18 protein-coding genes and 1 tRNA gene are annotated in these 16834 nt (G+C 68.3%); 13 read left to right on the top strand and 6 right to left on the bottom strand.

Annotation, left to right across the window (positions count from 1 at the left end):
- The first annotated feature begins 184 nt into the window (after positions 1-184).
- The 5 genes from FBZ90_RS03275 to FBZ90_RS03255 all read left to right on the top strand — a co-directional run bounded on the left by FBZ90_RS03275 (position 185) and on the right by FBZ90_RS03255 (position 3686).
- Positions 185-1222, top strand: coding sequence for a TIGR00266 family protein (locus tag FBZ90_RS03275; protein ID WP_145729608.1), 1038 nt, complete (start codon positions 185-187; stop codon positions 1220-1222).
- Between the two features lie 51 nt (positions 1223-1273).
- Positions 1274-2680, top strand: a complete 1407-nt coding sequence (fumC, locus tag FBZ90_RS03270; protein WP_145729607.1) for a class II fumarate hydratase — start codon at positions 1274-1276, stop codon at positions 2678-2680.
- A 108-nt stretch (positions 2681-2788) separates the two neighbouring features.
- Complete coding sequence (locus FBZ90_RS03265) at positions 2789-3019, top strand: hypothetical protein (RefSeq protein WP_145729606.1); 231 nt, start codon at positions 2789-2791, stop codon at positions 3017-3019.
- Positions 3020-3077: 58 nt separating this feature from the next.
- Entirely contained in the window at positions 3078-3257 is a 180-nt protein-coding gene (locus FBZ90_RS03260; RefSeq protein WP_145729605.1) for a type II toxin-antitoxin system HicA family toxin, read from the top strand.
- A gap of 21 nt (positions 3258-3278) precedes the next feature.
- Entirely contained in the window at positions 3279-3686 is a 408-nt protein-coding gene (locus FBZ90_RS03255) for a type II toxin-antitoxin system HicB family antitoxin (RefSeq protein WP_145729604.1), read from the top strand.
- Between the two features lie 2 nt (positions 3687-3688).
- Here the strand turns inward: FBZ90_RS03255 and bioD are convergent, their stop codons facing one another.
- Together bioD and FBZ90_RS03245 are read right to left on the bottom strand one after the other, a co-directional pair.
- Complete coding sequence (gene bioD / locus FBZ90_RS03250) at positions 3689-4387, bottom strand: dethiobiotin synthase (protein ID WP_145729603.1); 699 nt, start codon at positions 4385-4387, stop codon at positions 3689-3691.
- Positions 4384-5565, bottom strand: coding sequence for an aminotransferase class I/II-fold pyridoxal phosphate-dependent enzyme (locus tag FBZ90_RS03245; protein ID WP_145729602.1), 1182 nt, complete (start codon positions 5563-5565; stop codon positions 4384-4386). The genes bioD and FBZ90_RS03245 overlap by 4 nt, the downstream gene beginning before the upstream one ends.
- A 471-nt stretch (positions 5566-6036) precedes the next feature.
- On the opposite strand from FBZ90_RS03245, the gene bioB reads away from it, so the two are divergent.
- Genes bioB through FBZ90_RS03230 form a run of 3 tightly spaced genes read left to right on the top strand, consistent with a single transcriptional unit; the run spans position 6037 to position 8668 of the window.
- Positions 6037-7143, top strand: coding sequence for a biotin synthase BioB (bioB, locus tag FBZ90_RS03240; RefSeq protein WP_420872580.1), 1107 nt, complete (start codon positions 6037-6039; stop codon positions 7141-7143).
- 2 nt (positions 7144-7145) lie between these two features.
- Positions 7146-8456: an adenosylmethionine--8-amino-7-oxononanoate transaminase gene (locus FBZ90_RS03235; protein WP_145729601.1), complete on the top strand. Its 1311-nt coding sequence runs from the start codon at positions 7146-7148 to the stop codon at positions 8454-8456.
- Complete coding sequence (locus tag FBZ90_RS03230; protein WP_145729600.1) at positions 8453-8668, top strand: ribbon-helix-helix domain-containing protein; 216 nt, start codon at positions 8453-8455, stop codon at positions 8666-8668. The genes FBZ90_RS03235 and FBZ90_RS03230 overlap by 4 nt, the downstream gene beginning before the upstream one ends.
- On the opposite strand, the gene FBZ90_RS03225 is transcribed toward FBZ90_RS03230, so the two are convergent.
- Entirely contained in the window at positions 8669-9493 is an 825-nt protein-coding gene (locus FBZ90_RS03225; RefSeq protein ID WP_145729599.1) for a helix-turn-helix transcriptional regulator, read from the bottom strand.
- A 146-nt stretch (positions 9494-9639) separates the two neighbouring features.
- On the opposite strand from FBZ90_RS03225, the gene FBZ90_RS03220 reads away from it, so the two are divergent.
- Positions 9640-10434: a class I SAM-dependent methyltransferase gene (locus tag FBZ90_RS03220; RefSeq protein ID WP_145729598.1), complete on the top strand. Its 795-nt coding sequence runs from the start codon at positions 9640-9642 to the stop codon at positions 10432-10434.
- 55 nt (positions 10435-10489) lie between these two features.
- On the opposite strand, the gene FBZ90_RS03215 is transcribed toward FBZ90_RS03220, so the two are convergent.
- Entirely contained in the window at positions 10490-10675 is a 186-nt protein-coding gene (locus FBZ90_RS03215; protein ID WP_040847295.1) for a DUF1192 domain-containing protein, read from the bottom strand.
- A gap of 142 nt (positions 10676-10817) precedes the next feature.
- Between FBZ90_RS03215 and FBZ90_RS03210 the strand changes: the two genes are divergently transcribed.
- Together FBZ90_RS03210 and FBZ90_RS03205 are read left to right on the top strand one after the other, a co-directional pair.
- Positions 10818-11795, top strand: coding sequence for an NAD(P)H-quinone oxidoreductase (locus FBZ90_RS03210; RefSeq protein WP_145729597.1), 978 nt, complete (start codon positions 10818-10820; stop codon positions 11793-11795).
- A 215-nt stretch (positions 11796-12010) separates the two neighbouring features.
- On the top strand, positions 12011-12646 hold the full coding sequence (locus FBZ90_RS03205) for a DUF1013 domain-containing protein (RefSeq protein WP_145729596.1): 636 nt from the start codon (positions 12011-12013) through the stop codon (positions 12644-12646).
- Between the two features lie 144 nt (positions 12647-12790).
- Here FBZ90_RS03205 and FBZ90_RS03200 read toward each other — a convergent pair whose 3' ends face one another.
- On the bottom strand, positions 12791-13879 hold the full coding sequence (locus tag FBZ90_RS03200; protein WP_145729595.1) for an alkene reductase: 1089 nt from the start codon (positions 13877-13879) through the stop codon (positions 12791-12793).
- 244 nt (positions 13880-14123) lie between these two features.
- On the opposite strand from FBZ90_RS03200, the gene FBZ90_RS03195 reads away from it, so the two are divergent.
- Positions 14124-14720 carry a UbiX family flavin prenyltransferase gene (locus tag FBZ90_RS03195; RefSeq protein ID WP_145729594.1) on the top strand — a complete coding sequence of 199 codons (597 nt, stop codon included), beginning with the start codon at positions 14124-14126 and terminating at the stop codon, positions 14718-14720.
- Positions 14721-14791: 71 nt separating this feature from the next.
- Here FBZ90_RS03195 and FBZ90_RS03190 read toward each other — a convergent pair whose 3' ends face one another.
- A complete protein-coding gene (locus tag FBZ90_RS03190) occupies positions 14792-15835 on the bottom strand; it encodes a glucokinase (RefSeq protein ID WP_276509084.1) in 1044 nt (347 codons plus the stop codon).
- 808 nt (positions 15836-16643) lie between these two features.
- Here FBZ90_RS03190 and FBZ90_RS03185 point away from each other — a divergent pair.
- Positions 16644-16718 (top strand) — tRNA-Val (locus tag FBZ90_RS03185).
- The last annotated feature ends 116 nt before the right edge of the window (positions 16719-16834 follow it).

Below are 16834 nucleotides of genomic sequence, written 5' to 3'. Positions count from 1 at the left end.
GCGAACGGAATATTCCCTAAGAGGTACAGAATCTTTTGTTTGTGGCTGAGGGGCCACATGGCCGGCCCCGGATGGGGCCAGCGCTGGCCGGGGCGGTGGCATCTTGGTAAAAGGGGGGCGATACCAAGGGCGGGTCCGCGGGGGACATGAACGGCCCGGTTGGACAGGGAAAGGGCGTGGCGCCATGGCGGAATGGTTCTTCCACAACGGTCAGCAGCAGGCGGGGCCACTGGATGACGCGGCGGCGCGCAATTTCGCCCGCGCCAATCCAGGCGCCCATTGCTGGCGGGAGGGCTTCGTCGACTGGCTGCCCGTGGGCCAGGTAGCGGAGCTTTATGGCGGCACCGCTTCATCTCCCCCGCCGCCCCCGCCGGGTGGCGGCGGCATCTGGGGCGCCTTCACCGGGGGCGGCAACCCCTTCGCCGCGGCCCCGCCGGGTCCGGCCAGCGCCCTGGACTACACCATCCATGGCCATGAGATGCAGTATGTGGCGGTGACCCTGGCGCCCGGCGACAGCGCCATCGCCGAGGCGGGCGCCCTGCTGTACAAGGACGCCAGTGTCGAGATGGCCACCATCTTCGGCGATGGCTCCGCCCGCGATGGCGGCAGCGTCCTGGACCAGCTGTGGGGGGCGGGCAAGCGCGTGCTCTCCGGTTCCACCCTGTTCACCACCGTTTTCACCCAGCGCGGCGCGGGGCCGGGCACGGTGGCCTTCTCCGCCCCCTATCCCGGCACCATCTCGGCCCTGAAGCTGTCGGACTACGGCGGGCGCCTGATTTGCCACAAGGACAGTTTCCTGGCGGCGGCGCGCGGTGTCGCCATCGGCATCTATTTCCAGCGCCGCATCCTGACCGGCCTTTTCGGCGGCGACGGCTTCATCATGCAGAAGCTGGAGGGCGACGGCATCGTCTTCATCCATATGGGCGGCACCCTGGTGGAGCGCACGCTGGCCCCCGGCGAGGTCATCCATGTGGACACGGGCTGCCTGGCCGCCATGACCGCCGACATCGACTTCGACGTGGAACAGGTGGGCGGCATCAAGTCCATGCTGTTCGGCGGCGAGGGGCTGTTCTTCGCCCGCCTGCGCGGCCCCGGTAAGATATGGCTGCAAAGCCTGCCCTTCTCGCGCCTGGCCGGCCGCATGCTGGCCTCTTCCCTGGTGGGAACCCGGGAGGAGGGGGGTGTGTTCGGCGCCATAGGCAACATCCTCGACAAGCGCTGACATCGGGCGCCGGGGTAAGCTCGGCGTCCCACAGCCTGGAGGATCAATCCCATGACCGCCCCATCGCCCCAAGGTTTCCGCACCGAAACCGACAGCTTCGGCCCGCTGGAGGTTCCCGCCGACCGCTACTGGGGCGCCCAGACCCAGCGATCCCTGGGCAACTTCAAGATCGGGGGGCATCGCATGCCCCCGGCCCTGATCCACGCCCTGGGCATCCAGAAGCAGGCGGCGGCCCAGGCGAACGTGAAGCTGGGCGAACTGGATGAGGCGCTGGGCCGCGCCATCATCCAGGCGGCGGCGGAGGTGGCGGCCGGCACGTGGGACGACCACTTCCCCCTGGTGGTCTGGCAGACCGGCTCCGGCACCCAGAGCAACATGAACGCCAACGAGGTCATCTCCAACCGCGCCATCGAATTGCTGGGCGGGGAGATGGGCTCGAAAAAGCCGGTGCATCCCAACGACCATGTGAACCGGGGCCAGTCATCCAACGACAGCTTCCCCACCGCCATGCACATCGCCGCGGCGGTCGAACTGCACCGCACCCTGGTGCCAGCGCTGGAGCATCTGCGCGACGCCCTGGCCGCCAAGGCCGACGCGTTCAAGGCCATCGTCAAGATCGGCCGCACCCACCTGCAGGACGCCACGCCCTTGACCCTGGGCCAGGAATTCTCCGGCTACGCCCAGCAGCTGGCCTATGGGGTGGAACGGGTGAAGGCGGCGCTGCCGGCGCTGCTGCGCCTGGCCCAGGGCGGCACGGCCGTGGGCACCGGCCTGAACGCTCGGAAGGGCTTCGACGCCGCCTTCGCCGCCGAGGTGGCGGACCTCACCGGCCTGCCCTTCGTCACCGCCCCCAACAAGTTCGAGGCGCTGGCGACCCACGACAGCCTGGTGGAGGTGTCGGGCGTGCTGAACACGCTGGCGGTGTCGCTCATGAAGGTGGCGAACGACATCCGCCTGCTGGGCTCCGGCCCGCGCTGCGGCATCGGTGAGTTGAGCCTGCCGGAGAACGAGCCCGGCAGTTCCATCATGCCGGGCAAGGTGAACCCGACGCAGTCGGAGGCCATGACCATGGTGTGCGCCCAGGTGATGGGCAACCACACCACCGTCACCATCGCGGGCGCCACCGGCCATTTCGAGCTGAACGTCTTCAAGCCCGTCATCATCCACAACGTGGCGGAGTCCATCCGCCTGCTGGCCGACGCCGCCGTCAGTTTCACCGACAATTGCGTGGTGGGCATCACGGCCAACGAGGACCGCATCGCCAAGTCGCTGCATGAAAGCCTGATGCTGGTGACCGCCCTGAACCCGCACATCGGCTATGACAAGGCGGCCAAGATCGCCAAGAAGGCCCACGCCGAGGGCACCACCTTGAAGGCCGCCGGCCTGGCCCTGGGCTTCCTGACCGAGGCGGAGTTCGACGCCTGGGTGAGGCCGGAGGACATGATCCATCCCAGCTGATCCAGAGATGCGGGCAAGGGGACACAAAATTCCCCTTGCCTGAATTCCTGTTCTGTGCCTTGATCGTTCCTAGTTTGTTCTTTCGCAATGTCAGCGATGGAGGACGATATGGCCGGCGCGTTTCAATGGGGGCATCTGGACCAGACGAGCATCGTGGCTGACATGGCCACCGCCGTGGCGGTCTACGCCAACCCCCGCGATGAAATCGTCATCCGCCGCCAGGGCGGTTTCGACGCCGAGGACGATGTGGTGGTGGTGCCGCTCAGGGTGGCCGAGGCCCTGCTGCGTCGCATGGAAAACCTGATCCGTGAGATCAGGGCGGAGACGGCGCTGAGCTGAGGCTGAACCTCTTTGGCGTTTCCCTTGCCCTACCCTCTGGTCAGTGTGTATCATACACATGAAAAGCGTCGACCTTATCCGGGAACTTCAAGCGGTAGGTTGGATTCTGGATCGTGTGCGCGATTCGCACCATGTCTTCAAGCATCCGCATCGCCCCGGTACTCTGGTGGTCCCTCATCCCAAGAAGGATTTGGGCATGGGCTTGGTCGCCGCCATCCGCAAGCAGGCGGGATTATGAGGGCGCGCGATGGAGGACGGAATGCGGTATCCCGTAGTAATTGAGCCGGGAGACGAGGCCACCGCCTATGGCGTGGTTGTTCCCGATTTGCCGGGCTGTTTCTCCGCTGGCGATACGCTGGATGAGGCGCTGAAGGCGGCGGAGGAAGCGGCCGCCGCTTGGCTGGACGCCACCCTGGATGAAGGCGGCTCCGTTCCATCGGCCTCCCCTCTGGAGGCGCTGCGGGCCAACCCCGACTATGTCGGCTGGATCTTCGCCATGATCGAGGTAGATCCCGCCGTGCTGGACGACAAGGTGGAGCGGGTGAACATCACCTTGCCGCGCCGGATTCTGCGCCGCCTGGATGTCCTGGCCAAAGCGGCGGGTGAAACCCGTTCCGGCTATATCTCTTCCATGACCTTGCGCGACGCTGCCCGCAAGCGCGCCTGATTTTACAGGCCCAGCGCCGCCAGCAGCGCGTCGAACGCCGTGTCAGCCTCTTCCACCCGTTCCACCCTCGGTATCGCCGTCAGGGGGATGCCGGGGGCGAAGCGGGCGAGGGTGGTGAGCGTCTCGGCCAGGGGCACGGTGGCGCCGGGGGTGGCGCTGACGGCGATGGCGGCGACCCGCAACCCCCGGCGGGCCAGCACGTCCAGGGCGGTCAGGGTGTGGCTGAGGGTGCCGAGATAGCTGCCGGTGACCAGCAGCAGGGGCAGGTCCAGCGCCACCATCCAGTCCAGCACCGTGCGGTTGTCGTCCAGCGGCACCATGGCGCCGCCGACACCCTCCACGAACAAAGGCGCTGCGGCGAAGGCCGCCTTTTCCCGGCACCATTCGATCATGCCGTCCACGTCCAGGGGCCGGCCCTCGCGCGCCGCCGCCATGTCGGGCGAGAGCGGCGCGGCGTAGCGGTGCGGGCTGATGCGCGCCACCTCGGCTGGCGTCACCGGCCGGCCCATGGCGGCCAGCAACTGCGCGGGGTCGCTGGCGGCCAGGCTGGAGGCGTCGTCCACATCGATGCCGCTGACCACGGGCTTCAGGGCGGTGGCGGCGATGCCCTTGGCGCGCAGGCGGCGCACCAGGCCGGCTGTGACGAAGGTCTTGCCGATGTCGGTGCCGGTGGCGGTGACGAAAAAGGCGGGGACGGTCATTCGGGGCTCTCGACACTTTTGAGCGGCAGGATGCGGTCGCGGATCAGGCCGGCCAGGCGCTCGATCTCCGCATCCGGCGTGTGGGCGGTGAAGGTGACGCGCAGACGGGCGGTACCGGCCGGCACGGTGGGCGGGCGGATGGCGGTGACCAGCAGGCCCTCTTCCTCCAGCAGGCGCTGGGCCCGCAAGGTCACCTCGGCGCCGCCCAGCACGATGGGCACGATGGGGCTTTCGGCGGCGGGCAGGTTCAAGAGGGCGGTGAACCGACGGGCCTTGGCCACGGGCAGGGCGCACAGGTCGGGGTCACCCTGGATGATGTCCAGCGACGCGATGGCGCCGGCCACCGTGGCGGGCGGCAGGCCGGTGGAATAGATCAGGGTACGGGCGCGCGTCTTCACCAGGTCGATAACCGCCTGGGACGCGCAGAGATAGCCGCCATAGCCGCCCACCGCCTTGCTCAAGGTGCCCATCTGCAGCGGCACCAGCGGCTTGTCGCCAAAGGCGAAGCTGGAACCCCGGCCCTGGGCCAGCACACCGATGCCATGGGCGTCGTCGGTCATCAGCCAGGTGTCATGCTGCGCGCACAGGCTGGCCAGGGCGGGCAGGGGGGCCAGATCCCCGTCCATGGAAAAGACGCCATCCGTCACCAGCAGGGCGCGGCCATGGCGCGGCCGGTAGGTGCCCAGCACCTGGGCGGCATGGTCCACATCGTTATGGCGGAAGATGCGCAGCGTGGCGCCGGACAGCTTGGCGCCGGCCCAGATGCAGGCGTGCGCCAGTTCATCCACCACCACCAGATCCTTAGGGCCCACGAAGGTGGGGATGATGCCGGCGTTGGCGAGATAGCCGGAGCCGAAGACGCACGCCGCCTCCGTCCCCTTCAGCGCGGCCAGTTTCTGCTCCAGCACGGTGTAGAGCGGGTGGTTGCCGGTGACGAGGCGTGAGGCGGCGGCCCCCACGCCGTACCGCTCCACCGCCGCCACCGCGGCCACCTTCACCCGGGGGTCGTGGGCCAGGTTCAGGTAGTCGTTGCAGGAGAAGGACAGCAGGCGCCGGCCGCCACGGGTGATCCACAGACCGCCCTCGCCATTGCGGTCGCTGTCCACCAGCCGGCGGCGCAGCGAGGCGTCGTCCATCTCGGCCAGCTTGGCCTCGGCGAAGTCGGTCAGGGACTGCATGGGCGCGCCATTCATTGAAGAAGTCGGCCGGAGCTTAGCCGCAAGAGTCCGCGATACGCGTGCGAAAGTGCGGCGCCTGGGTTGCGGGCGTCAAATTCCGTGTCCATCTCAGCCTACGGATGCGCTTGGTCTGTTGCTCACCCTGTTTTGATGCGCGGGCGTGAAAAGGGGTCACCTTTGGCTGAGGAAGAGTCCCGGTTGGCGGACCGCCTGAACAATTGGTCCTGGCTGTTCGAGATCGTCGGCCAGATCCTGATCTCAATTCTTGAAACGGTGTTCAAGGCGCTGGTCTAGCGCTGTCGCGCAATCATCTGTCGCGCACGGCATGTCGGCTCTCACCAAGTTTCCCCGAGATCCCCCGGCAGCAGGCGCCGCCCCGGTTTTTCTTGACCGGTCTCCGCCGCTGCCGTTAGGTGCGGGCAGGCCTTGAGCTTCGGCCCGGCCCCCGGTATTCCCCAAGGAAACGCACCCGTGACCGCTATCGACATCAGCCGCCCCGCCGCCGCCTTTACAGACAATAGGGGCACCCCGGTTCTGGAGAGCGACGACGTGCGCACCGACTGGACGCGCGCCGAGATTCAGGCGCTGTTCGACCTGCCCTTCACCGAGCTGGTGTTCCGGGCGGCCGCCGTCCACCGCCGCCGTTTCGATCCCACCCAGGTCCAGATTTCCACCCTGCTGTCCATCAAGACCGGCGGCTGCCCCGAGGATTGCGCCTACTGTCCGCAGAGCGCGCACCATGAGACGGGCCTGAAGGCGTCGAAGCTGATGGAGGTCCAGAAGGTGCTGGCGGAGGCCAAGGCCGCCAAGGACGCGGGAGCCAGCCGCTTCTGCATGGGCGCCGCCTGGCGCAGCCCCAAGGACCAGGACCTGGAGTCGGTCTGCGCCATGGTCGAGGGCGTGAAGGCCCTGGGCATGGAGACCTGCGTCACCCTGGGCATGCTGAACTCCGGCCAGGCCCTGCGCCTGAAGGAGGCGGGGCTGGACTACTACAACCACAACCTCGACACCTCGCCCGAGTTCTACGGCAACATCATCACCACCCGCACCTATCAGGACCGGCTGGACACCCTGGCCAACGTGCGCGAGGCCGGCATCAACGTCTGCTGCGGCGGCATCGTTGGCATGGGCGAGGATCTGACGGACCGCGTCGGTATGATCCACACCCTGGCCACCCTGCCGCAGCACCCCGAGAGCGTGCCCATCAACATGCTGGTGCAGGTGGACGGCACGCCGCTGGATGGCGAGGCCGCCCTGGACCCCATCGAGTTCGTGCGCACCATCGCTGTGGCCCGCATCACCATGCCGGCCTCCATGGTCCGCCTGTCCGCCGGCCGCGAGGGCATGAGCGACGAGACCCAGGCCCTATGCTTCCTGGCCGGCGCCAACTCCATCTTCTACGGGCCGAAGCTGCTGACCACCGCCAACCCGGTGGCCGATCATGACAAGCAGTTGCTGGCCCGCCTGGGCATGACCTCCATGGACGTGGTGGAAGAGGGCTGCGCCCCCGAGGACCATGCCGACGAGGACCATGCCCACCCTGGCGAGGGGGGCTGCTCCGGGGCGTGCGGCCACTGATCATGGCCGGTCCTGAATCGTTTCCTGTCCGGAATGAAAGCCGGAACGACTGGTATGAACAGGGCGGCCGGCACATCTGGCTGCCCTACACCCAGATGAAGACGGCCTTGCCGCCCCTGCCCGTGGTGGCGACGGAAGGGGTGCGCCTTACCCTGGCCGATGGCCGGCAGCTGGTGGATGGGGTGGCCAGCTGGTGGACGGCCTGCCACGGCTACAACCACCCCCACATCCGGGAAAAGGTGGCCGAACAGATGGCGCGCATGCCGCACGTCATGTTCGGCGGCCTGGCGCATGAACCGGCCTACACCCTGGCGGCCCGCCTGGCGGCGATGCTGCCCGGCGACCTGACCCGAGTGTTCTTCTGCGACAGCGGCTCCGTCTCCGTCGAGATCGCCATGAAGATGGCGACGCAGTATTGGCTGAACCGGGGCGTGCCCGGCCGCACCAAGCTGGCGGCTTTCCGCGGCGGCTATCACGGCGACACCATCGCCACCATGGCGGTGTGCGATCCGGAGGAGGGCATGCACAGCCTGTTCGCCGGCTTGCTGCCCGAACACCTCATCCTGGACCTGCCGGTGGATGAGGAGAGCACGGCGCGGTTTGAGCGTGACCTGGCCGCCCATGCCCCCACCCTGTCCGCCATCCTGGTGGAACCGCTGGTGCAGGGGGCGGGCGGCATGCTGTTCCATGACGCCCAGGTGCTGCGCACCTTGCGCGCCGCCGCCGACCGCCACGGCCTGCTGCTGATCTTCGATGAGATTTTCACCGGCTTCGGCCGCACCGGCACGATGGTCGCGTGTGAAGCCGCCGGCGTGGTGCCGGACATCCTCACCCTGTCCAAGGCCCTGACCGGCGGCACGATGGCCCTGGCCGCCACCGTGGCCAGCGATCGGGTTTTCCAGGCCTTCTGGTCGGACAACGCCCAGGCGGCCCTGATGCACGGCCCCACCTACATGGCCAACCCGCTCGCCTGCGCCGCCGCCAACGCCTCCCTCGATCTGTTCGAGAGCGAGCCCCGGTTGGCCCAGGTGGCCGCGATCTCCCAGGGGCTGGCGGCGGGGCTGGAGCCCTGCCGCGACCTGCCCGGCGTCCGCGACGTGCGTACCCTGGGCGCCATCGGCGTGGTGGAGCTGGAGCGCATCGCCGACATGAACGGCCTGAAGCGGCGCCTGATCGACCGGGGTGTCTGGGTGCGACCCTTCGGCCGCATCGTCTACCTCACCCCGTCCTTTACCATGGATGCCGATGACCTGGCCTTCCTCACCCGGGCCGTGGTCGACGCCGTGACCGAGCATCAGCGAGCCACCGCATGACCCTGCGCAAGCGTTCCGTCCTGATCGCCGGCCACCCCACCAGCGTGACGCTGGAGGAACCGTTCTGGGAAACGCTGAAGGACATGGCCGTGGCCCGCGGCCTGTCGATCAACGCCCTGGTGGAGGAGATCGACGGCAACCGCGACGGCAACCTGTCCAGCGCGCTGCGCGTCGCGGCGCTGCTGTGGGTGAAGGGGCAAATGCCGGCCTGATCAACCGGCTGGCGCCCCAGCGGCTGTCCCGGTGGGCACCAAAGTCACCAGCTTCACATCCGTCTGCCCGGCCAGGGCGAAGGTCAGCTGCTCATAGCGCAGGGGGCCGTCGGTCGGGTGGTGGAAGGCGCGTTCGCCACCGGCGCGGGCGGTGACGGCGTGGGTGTGCCAGAGGTCGGCGAACAGGGGGCTGCGCTGGCTGAGGTCCGCCACCAGGGCCCGCATGCCGGGGTCGTCCAGGTGGTGGCTGTAGTCCACCCGGAACTCCGCCACCACCCGCCGCGCCCGCTCCACCCAATCCGGGATCAGGGCCTGGGCGGTAGGGTTCAGGAACAGATAGCGCAGTTGGTTGCGGTCGGTCCCCGGGTCTGGCGGGACCAGCCAGCCGGTGAACAGGCGGGCGGCCGCCGCGTTCCAGGCCAGGGCATTCCAGCATCGGTCCAGCAGATAGGCGGGGTGGGGGAGGCTCCGCACCAGGGCGTCCAGCGCCGACGGCACTGGGGTGTCATCTCCGGCGGCGGCCCCTTCCGGGTCGCGCTTGCCGGCCAGATCGAACAGATAGGCCCGCTCCGCCGCCGACAGGCGCAGCGCCTGGGCCAGACGCGTCAGCGCGGCGGGGGAGATGGAGACGTCGCGCCCCTGCTCGATCCAGGTATACCAGGTGACGCTGACGCCGCTCAGTTGCGCCAACTCCTCCCGCCGCAGGCCCGGGGTGCGGCGGCGGGGGCCGGGCGCCAGGCCCAGGGCCGCTGGTGACAGCCGCTCACGCTGCGCCCGTACGAATTCCCCCATCTCCCGCCGTTTCGAGGTGTCGAGGACATCCATGGGGTGGACCTTTGAGGATAAGGTGAGGATAGGGTGGTGGCGTTTGATACCAGTATAAACCTGGATCTGGTACCAGTTTAAACGGATGCCATCCTGCCGCCCCACGACGCCGCATCGGCGTCGTCTCAAAAGAAGGGGAATAGGGAATGACCACCCAGCAAGCGCCTCAAATGATTGGCGGGCGGGACCAGGAATCGCTGGTGGCCGGCCAGTTCGGCCCGCAGGCCGCCGCCTATGTCGCCAGCGCCGTCCACGCCCAGGGGGAGGATTTGCGGCAGCTGGCCGGCCTGGTGGCGGGCAAGGGCTACAAGACCGTCCTGGATTTGGGCTGTGGCGGCGGGCACGTCGCCTTCACCGTGGCGCCCCACGTGGGCCAGGTGGTGGCCTGCGACCTGTCGCCCGACATGCTGGCCGCCGTGGCGACGGAGGCGGAGCGGCGCGGCCTGGCCAACATCGGGACGCGGGTGGGCCGGGCCGACGCGGTGCCGGCCGATGACGCCCACTTCTGCGCCGTGGTCAGCCGTTACAGCGCCCACCATTGGCCGGACCTGGCGGCGGGCCTGAGGGAGGCGCGGCGGGTGGTGAAGCCCAATGGCGTCGCCGTCTTCGTGGACGTGGTGACGCCGGGTCAGCCGCTGCTGGACACCTTCCTGCAAAGCATCGAGCTGCTGCGCGACCCGTCGCATGTGCGCAATTACGCGGTGGCGGAATGGCGGGCGGCCCTGGGGGCGGCGGGCTTCCGCGTCACGGGTGTCACGGAGCGGCGCCTGCGCCTGGAGTTCGGCAGCTGGATCGCGCGCATGACCCCACCGGATAGCCATGTGGCGGCCATCCGCTCCCTACAGGGGCGCATGGCGGACGCCGTCACCGGGCATTTCGCCATCGAGGCCGACGGCACCTTCACCCTGGACACGGCGACCTTCGAGGCCGTTCCGGTTTGATTTTTTGGAAAGTCCTCAGTCGCCGGGCGCCCGCATCCGAAAGCTCAGGCCGCCGCTAGCTCTTAAAAAACGCGGCGGCGGCGTTCAGCGAGGCCTGTTTGGCCTTGATGGCGTCGTCCACCCGCGCGATCTCCGCCTCCAGGCTGTTGCGGTATTCGCGCAGTTCCCCCACCGACAGGCGGGCGATGTCCAGGAAGCTGCTGGGGCGGCTCGGCGGTGGGGCGATGTCGTCGGTGTCCATGGGGCGGTTGCCTTGTCCTGGGGAGGGGCTGGCCCTCCAGCCGTGTCGGTTGTCACTGTGCCGCCGGGGGCCTACATGGTGCAAGACCCCAAGCGGCGAGGGGGCATCCCCCGCCGGATGTAAGAACGGAGATCTGGAAGCCATGCGCGCCATCGCCATCACCGAACCCGGCGGGCCTGAGGTCCTGAAGCCCATCGAGCGGCCGCTGCCGCAGCCGGGCCCCGGCCAGGTTCTGATCCAGGTGGCCGCCGCCGGTGTCAACCGGCCGGATTGCCTGCAGCGGGCGGGCCTCTACCCGCCACCGCCCGGCGCCTCCGACCTGCCGGGGCTCGAGGTCGCGGGCACCGTCGCGGCCCTGGGCGAGGGCGTGACGGGCTGGGCGGTGGGCGATGCCGTCTGCGCCCTGGTGAACGGGGGCGGTTATGCCGACCATGCCGTGGCGCCGGCCGGCCAGTGCCTGCCCGTACCGGAAGGATTCAGCATGGTGGAGGCGGCCGCCCTGCCGGAAACCTTCTTCACCGTCTGGACCAACGTCTTCGACCGCGGCCGTCTGGCGGCGGGGGAAAGTTTCCTGGTCCATGGCGGCACCAGCGGCATCGGCACCACGGCCATCCAGTTGGCCAAGGCCTTCGGTGCCCGCGTCTTCGCCACCGCCGGCGGGCCGGACAAGGCCAAGGCCTGTGAGGAGATCGGCGCCGAGCGCGGCATCGACTACAAGGCGGAGGATTTCGTCGCCGTGGTGAAGGAGGCGACGGGTGGCCGGGGCATCGACGTCATCCTGGACATGGTGGGGGGCGATTACCTGCCCCGTAATATTGACGCCCTGGCCGACCAGGGCCGTCACGTCACCATCGCCTTCCTGCGCGGGGCCAAGGTCACCCTGAACATGGTGCCGGTGATGACCAAGCGTCTGGTCCTGACCGGGTCCACCCTGCGGCCCCGCACGGCGGAGGAGAAGGCCGCCATCGCCGCCAGCTTGGCGGAAAAGGTGTGGCCGCTGCTGGCGCAGGGGAAGGTCCGTCCGGTGATCTACAAGACTTTCCCCTTGGAAGAGGCGGCGGCGGCGCACGCGCTGATGGAAAGCAGCGGCCATGTCGGCAAGATCGTCTTGATCGTTTAAGGCCGCGATCTACCCAGGGCAAGAGGGGCCGGGCCTATAAAAAGGCGTGGCCTCGCCCGCCGCGTGCCTCTATATAGCAAGTGTACGCGTCACAGTTTTCCGTCCGGCTGCGTGGGGCCTTCAGCCCGCGCGACGGGCGGATATTGCTTTTCGCTACCGTATTCACGGGTTTTAGGCGTGTTGGCGGGACGCCCCGCCACGGGTTAGGAGGAAGCATGGCACTGCCCTTGATGCCGAAGGCCACCGCGGTCTGGCTGGTTGAGAACACCGCGCTGTCCTTTGAGCAGATCGCCGAGTTCTGCGGCATGCACTCGCTGGAAGTGCAGGCCATCGCCGATGGCGAGGTGGCGATTGGCATGGTCGGCCGCGATCCGGTGGGCAACGGCGAGTTGACCAAGGACGAGATCGAGCGCTGCGAGAAGAACCCGGACCTGAAGCTGCAGATTCGTATCCACGACCTGCCGCAGCCGATCGCGCGTGCCAAGGGCCCGCGCTACACCCCGGTGACCAAGCGTGGCGACAAGCCCGACGGCATCGCCTGGCTGCTGAAGAACCATCCGGAACTGTCGGACGCCGCCATTTCCCGCCTGATCGGCACCACCAAGCCGACCATCGCCGCGGTGCGCGACAAGACCCACTGGAACACCAGCAACATCAAGCCGCGCAGCCCGGTGCTGCTGGGCCTGTGCAGCCAGCGTGAGTTGGAAGCCGCCCTGTCCCGCGCCCGCCGTGGCCTGCCGGAACCGGAGATGGAAACCACCACCCTGCTGGAGACGGCCGAGGACCGCGCCCTGGCCGCCGAGCAGGCCGCCCTGGAGGATGAGGAGCACGAGGAGGAGATCGAGGAGTGATCCTCTGATCGGTTCCAGTGACGTGAAAAGGGCGGCCCCGCGAGAGGCCGCCCTTTTCTTTTCCCAAACGTCCGGCGCCCCCCACCGGCATGAAATGTCATGGCGGTGTTAGCCCGCGACCGCCGGCGTTTGAGGCAACCGGCGTCACGCCGCGTTGGGCCAGTCGGTGTAGCCCTTGGCGCCACCGCCGTAGAACGCCTCCTGCGGGGCCTGGGCCAGGGGCGTGCCGGTCTTCAGGCGGTGGACCAGGTCGGGGTTGGCGATGAAGGGGCGGCCGAAGGCCACCATGTCGGCGCGGCCCTCGGCGATGGCGCGGGCCGCCAGGTCGCGGTCATAGCCGTTGTTGGCGATGTAGGCGCCGCCGAACTTCCGGCGCAGGGACTGGAAGTCGAAATGCTGCGCGCCGTTGGGTCCGCGCGTCTGCCCCTCCACGCAATGCAGATAGGCCAGGTTCATCTCGCCCAGGCGTTCGGCCAGGAAGCCGTAGGTGCCGTTGGGGTCGCTGTCCAGCGGGGTGTTGCCCGCCGCCTGGGTTATGGGCGACAGGCGCAGGCCCACGCGCTCCGGCCCCCACACCTGGGCCACGGCCTGGGCCACCTCCACCGTCAGGCGGGTGCGGTTCTCCACGCTCCCGCCATAGCGGTCCGTGCGGTGGTTGGTGCTGTCGCGGATGAACTGCTCCAGCAGGTAGTTGTTGGCGGAATGGACCTCGACCCCGTCGAAGCCGGCGGCCTTGGCGTTCTCGGCGGCGCGGTGGTAATCGGCGATGATGCCGGCGATCTCCTCCGTTTCCAGCGCGCGGGGCAGGGAAGGTTGGGCGAATCCGCCCTCGACATAGGTTTCACCACCCGCCTGCAGGGCGCTGGGGGCCACCGGGGCGGCGCCGCCCTCCTGCAGGCTGGTGTGGGAGATGCGGCCCACATGCCAAAGCTGCAGTACGATGTGGCCGCCGGCTTGATGCACGGCGTCCGTCACCGCCTTCCACGCCGTCACATGTTCCGGCGTGTAGATGCCGGGGGTGTAGGCATAGCCGCGCCCCTGGCGTGAGATGTTGGTGGCCTCGGTGATGATCAGGCCGGCGCTGGCGCGCTGGCGGTAGTAATCCACCGCCAGCGGGGTATGAACCCCGTCCATGCCGGCGCGGGCGCGCGTCAGGGGCGCCATGGCGATGCGGTTGGCGGCGGGGATGGCGCCGATATGCGTCGACGCGAAAAGATCGGGGGTGGTGGTCATGGTGGAACCCATTCCTATCGGGGGCGTGCCGGGTGGGTGGCGTGGGGCAGGGACGGTGGGTAACCGCCCGCTCCTGAACATAGGTCCATGCGGCCGCCGCTTTTAGACCGCAGCCGCGACAGGACCCTTCACGATACGGAAAGAATGGCGGCCCGTTCTCAACGGCATGGACCGGGCAACCGCAAATCCGATGGACGCCATGCCGGGGCGGCGTTAGATCCCGGGGATCATGGACAGAGGTATCATGACCACCGCACCCTCCCGCCTTATCGTCGGCATCAGTGGCGCCTCGGGCGTGCTCTATGGCGTCCGCCTGCTGGAAATGCTGCGCCCCCTGCCCATCGAAACCCATCTGGTGATGAGCCGGTCGGCGGAGATGACGCTGGCGCATGAGACGGACTTGAAGCCCGCCGACGTGCGGGCTATGGCGGACGTCAACCACGCCGTCGCCAATGTCGGCGCCGCCATCTCCAGCGGCAGCTTCCGCACCCTGGGCATGGTCATCGCGCCGTGCTCCATCCGCACCATGAGCGAGATCGCCACCGGCGTGACGTCCACCCTGCTGACCCGGGCGGCGGACGTCGTGCTGAAGGAACGGCGGCGCCTGGTGCTGATGGTGCGCGAGACGCCGCTGCACCTGGGGCACCTGCGCACCCTGACGGCCCTGGCCGAGATGGGGGCCGTCATCGCCCCGCCGGTGCCGGCCATGTACATCCGGCCGGACAGCGTGGACGATCTGGTGGATCATACCGTCGGCCGCGTCCTGGACCTGTTCGACATCGACAGCGGCCGCCTGCGCCGCTGGGGCGAGGCGCCGCCGGAGGATGCGGAGACGGAGTGAGCACAAGAAAACGGCGCCACCGATCAGCGGGGCGCCGTTTCGTTTAGCCGTGACAGGGATGAGGCCGGCGATCAGCCGTCCAGCTTTGCCGTCAGGCCCAGGAAGGCGGGCAGCGGGTGGGTCACCACGTAGGTGGGGATGGGGCCCAGATAGTCGCGCATGCGGCCCTTTTCCACGAAGCGCTTGCGGAAGCGGCTGTGGGTGAAGAAGGGCAGGATGCGGGGGGCGATGCCGCCGGCGATATAGACGCCGCCGCGCGCGCCGATGGACAGGGCCAGGTTGCCGGCCACCGTGCCCAGCATGCCGCAGAATAGGTCCAGGGCCTCGATACAGGCGGGGTCGCCGGCGTGCTGGGTGCCGGCGGCCGTGACCTGGGCGGCGGTCAGGCGCGCCGGCTCCTTGCCATCGGCCAGGCACACCGCCTCATACAGGTTGACCAGGCCGGGGCCGGACAGCACGCGCTCCGCCGACACATGGTCGAACTGCTTGCGCAGCACCGCCAGGATGGCCGACTCGCGGTCGTTGATCGGGGCCATGGTGACATGGCCGCCCTCGGTCGCCAGGGCTGTCCAGCCCGGCTGGCCATTGCTGCGCTTGCGCGGGACCAGGGCGGAGACGCCGAGGCCGCTGCCGGGCCCCAGCACGGCGATGGGCGCGTCCGCCACCGGGGCGCCGTCGCCCACCTGCACCCGGTCGTCGGGCACCAGGGTGGGGATGGACAGGGCCACGGCCGTGAAGTCGTTGATGACTTCCAGCCGATCCAGCGACAGCGAGCGGCGCACCCCGTCGATGGAAAACTCCCAGGGCAGGTTGGTCATGCGGATGCGATCGCCGGTGACGGGGCCGGCCAGCGCGATGGCCGCCTGCTTGGGCCGCACGCCCGGGGCCTCCAGTGCCAGGTAGGCCTCCGCCGCCGCCTCCAGCGAGGGGTAGTCGGCGCAGGGCAAGATGCGCACGCCGGAGATGGTGGCGGCATGTGCGTCATGGGACGCCGCGTCCGAGGACTCGGAGAGGGCGAAGCGGGCGTTGGTGCCGCCGATATCCGCCAAGAGCGAGAGGCCCTGCATGGGTGACGCCTTCCTTTCCCGTTTCCGTCCCAGTTCACCTGTTCCCATCACCTTGTCAGCGGTGACGGTGAGCGCGCGCACCGTTCCCCAAGAGGAAGGCGCGGGCGGGCGGACCACATCCTGCCCGCACGATTTCCACCCCCGTCTTAGAACGTGGCGGCGACAGCGCTGTCAATATCGTTGGTGCAGGAAATTTGGGGTGGGGGCTGCCCGTCCGATGTAACGCAATTACACGAACTTCTCTTGAATCAACGTGTTGCGTCGCACAACGGTTGAGGTGGGCCGCTCTTCGTCCACCAGACGCAATAGCCTGAATAATCAAGATTCTTCCACCGGCCTTCATTTTCCGCTTGATCAACCGGGCTTCGATCGGCATATTGTGCAGTGCGACATGGCCGCGATCGCGGTTCTGTCGTAACGCACTTCTTGGGCGTTTCCTCCCTAAACTCAGGGCCGTGCCGATAGGCGCGGCCCTTCTTTATTTCCGGGCCCGGAATCATCTCCGGCGCCGCGCCTTGACGAAGCGGTTCCAGGCTGACTCTCAACGAGTCGTCTTTCCATCCCTCGATACCGTGGCTGGCTCTGGTTGGCCTTCTTTATGGTGGCCGCCCCCAGGCGGCGCATTGTCAGGCGGCGCATCGCCCGGGGGCCCCCCCTCGGCCTGCCCGGGTGAGGCCACTCTCCACAATGCCGTTCCGGAAAACAGGCTCCGCGTAGAGTCCCGCCGAGTGGGGAAGAAAATTTTCGGTTTGATGAAACAGAAGGGTTGCCAGCCGGTTCGGGCGATGCTACACACCCGCCCACGCCGATGACCCCGGCAACGGGGCCCCGCAAAAATCGGCGGATTTCGAAGGATGGGCGCGTAGCTCAGCGGGAGAGCACTACCTTGACATGGTAGGGGTCACAGGTTCAATCCCTGTCGCGCCCACCATCCTTCACCAGAAAATCCAGATTTGGAATCAGCAGCTTGAAGCCGCGACGGATCACCGGACGCGGCTTTTGTCTTTCTGGCCGCCCGATGCCCTTGGGGGAAGGGCCCACCCGCGC

Source organism: Nitrospirillum pindoramense, from assembly GCF_007827955.1.
Classification (GTDB): Bacteria; Pseudomonadota; Alphaproteobacteria; order Azospirillales; family Azospirillaceae; genus Nitrospirillum; species Nitrospirillum amazonense_B.
The sequence above is the reverse complement of the archived record's forward strand: the minus strand, read 5'-3'. Positions and strand labels throughout refer to the sequence as shown.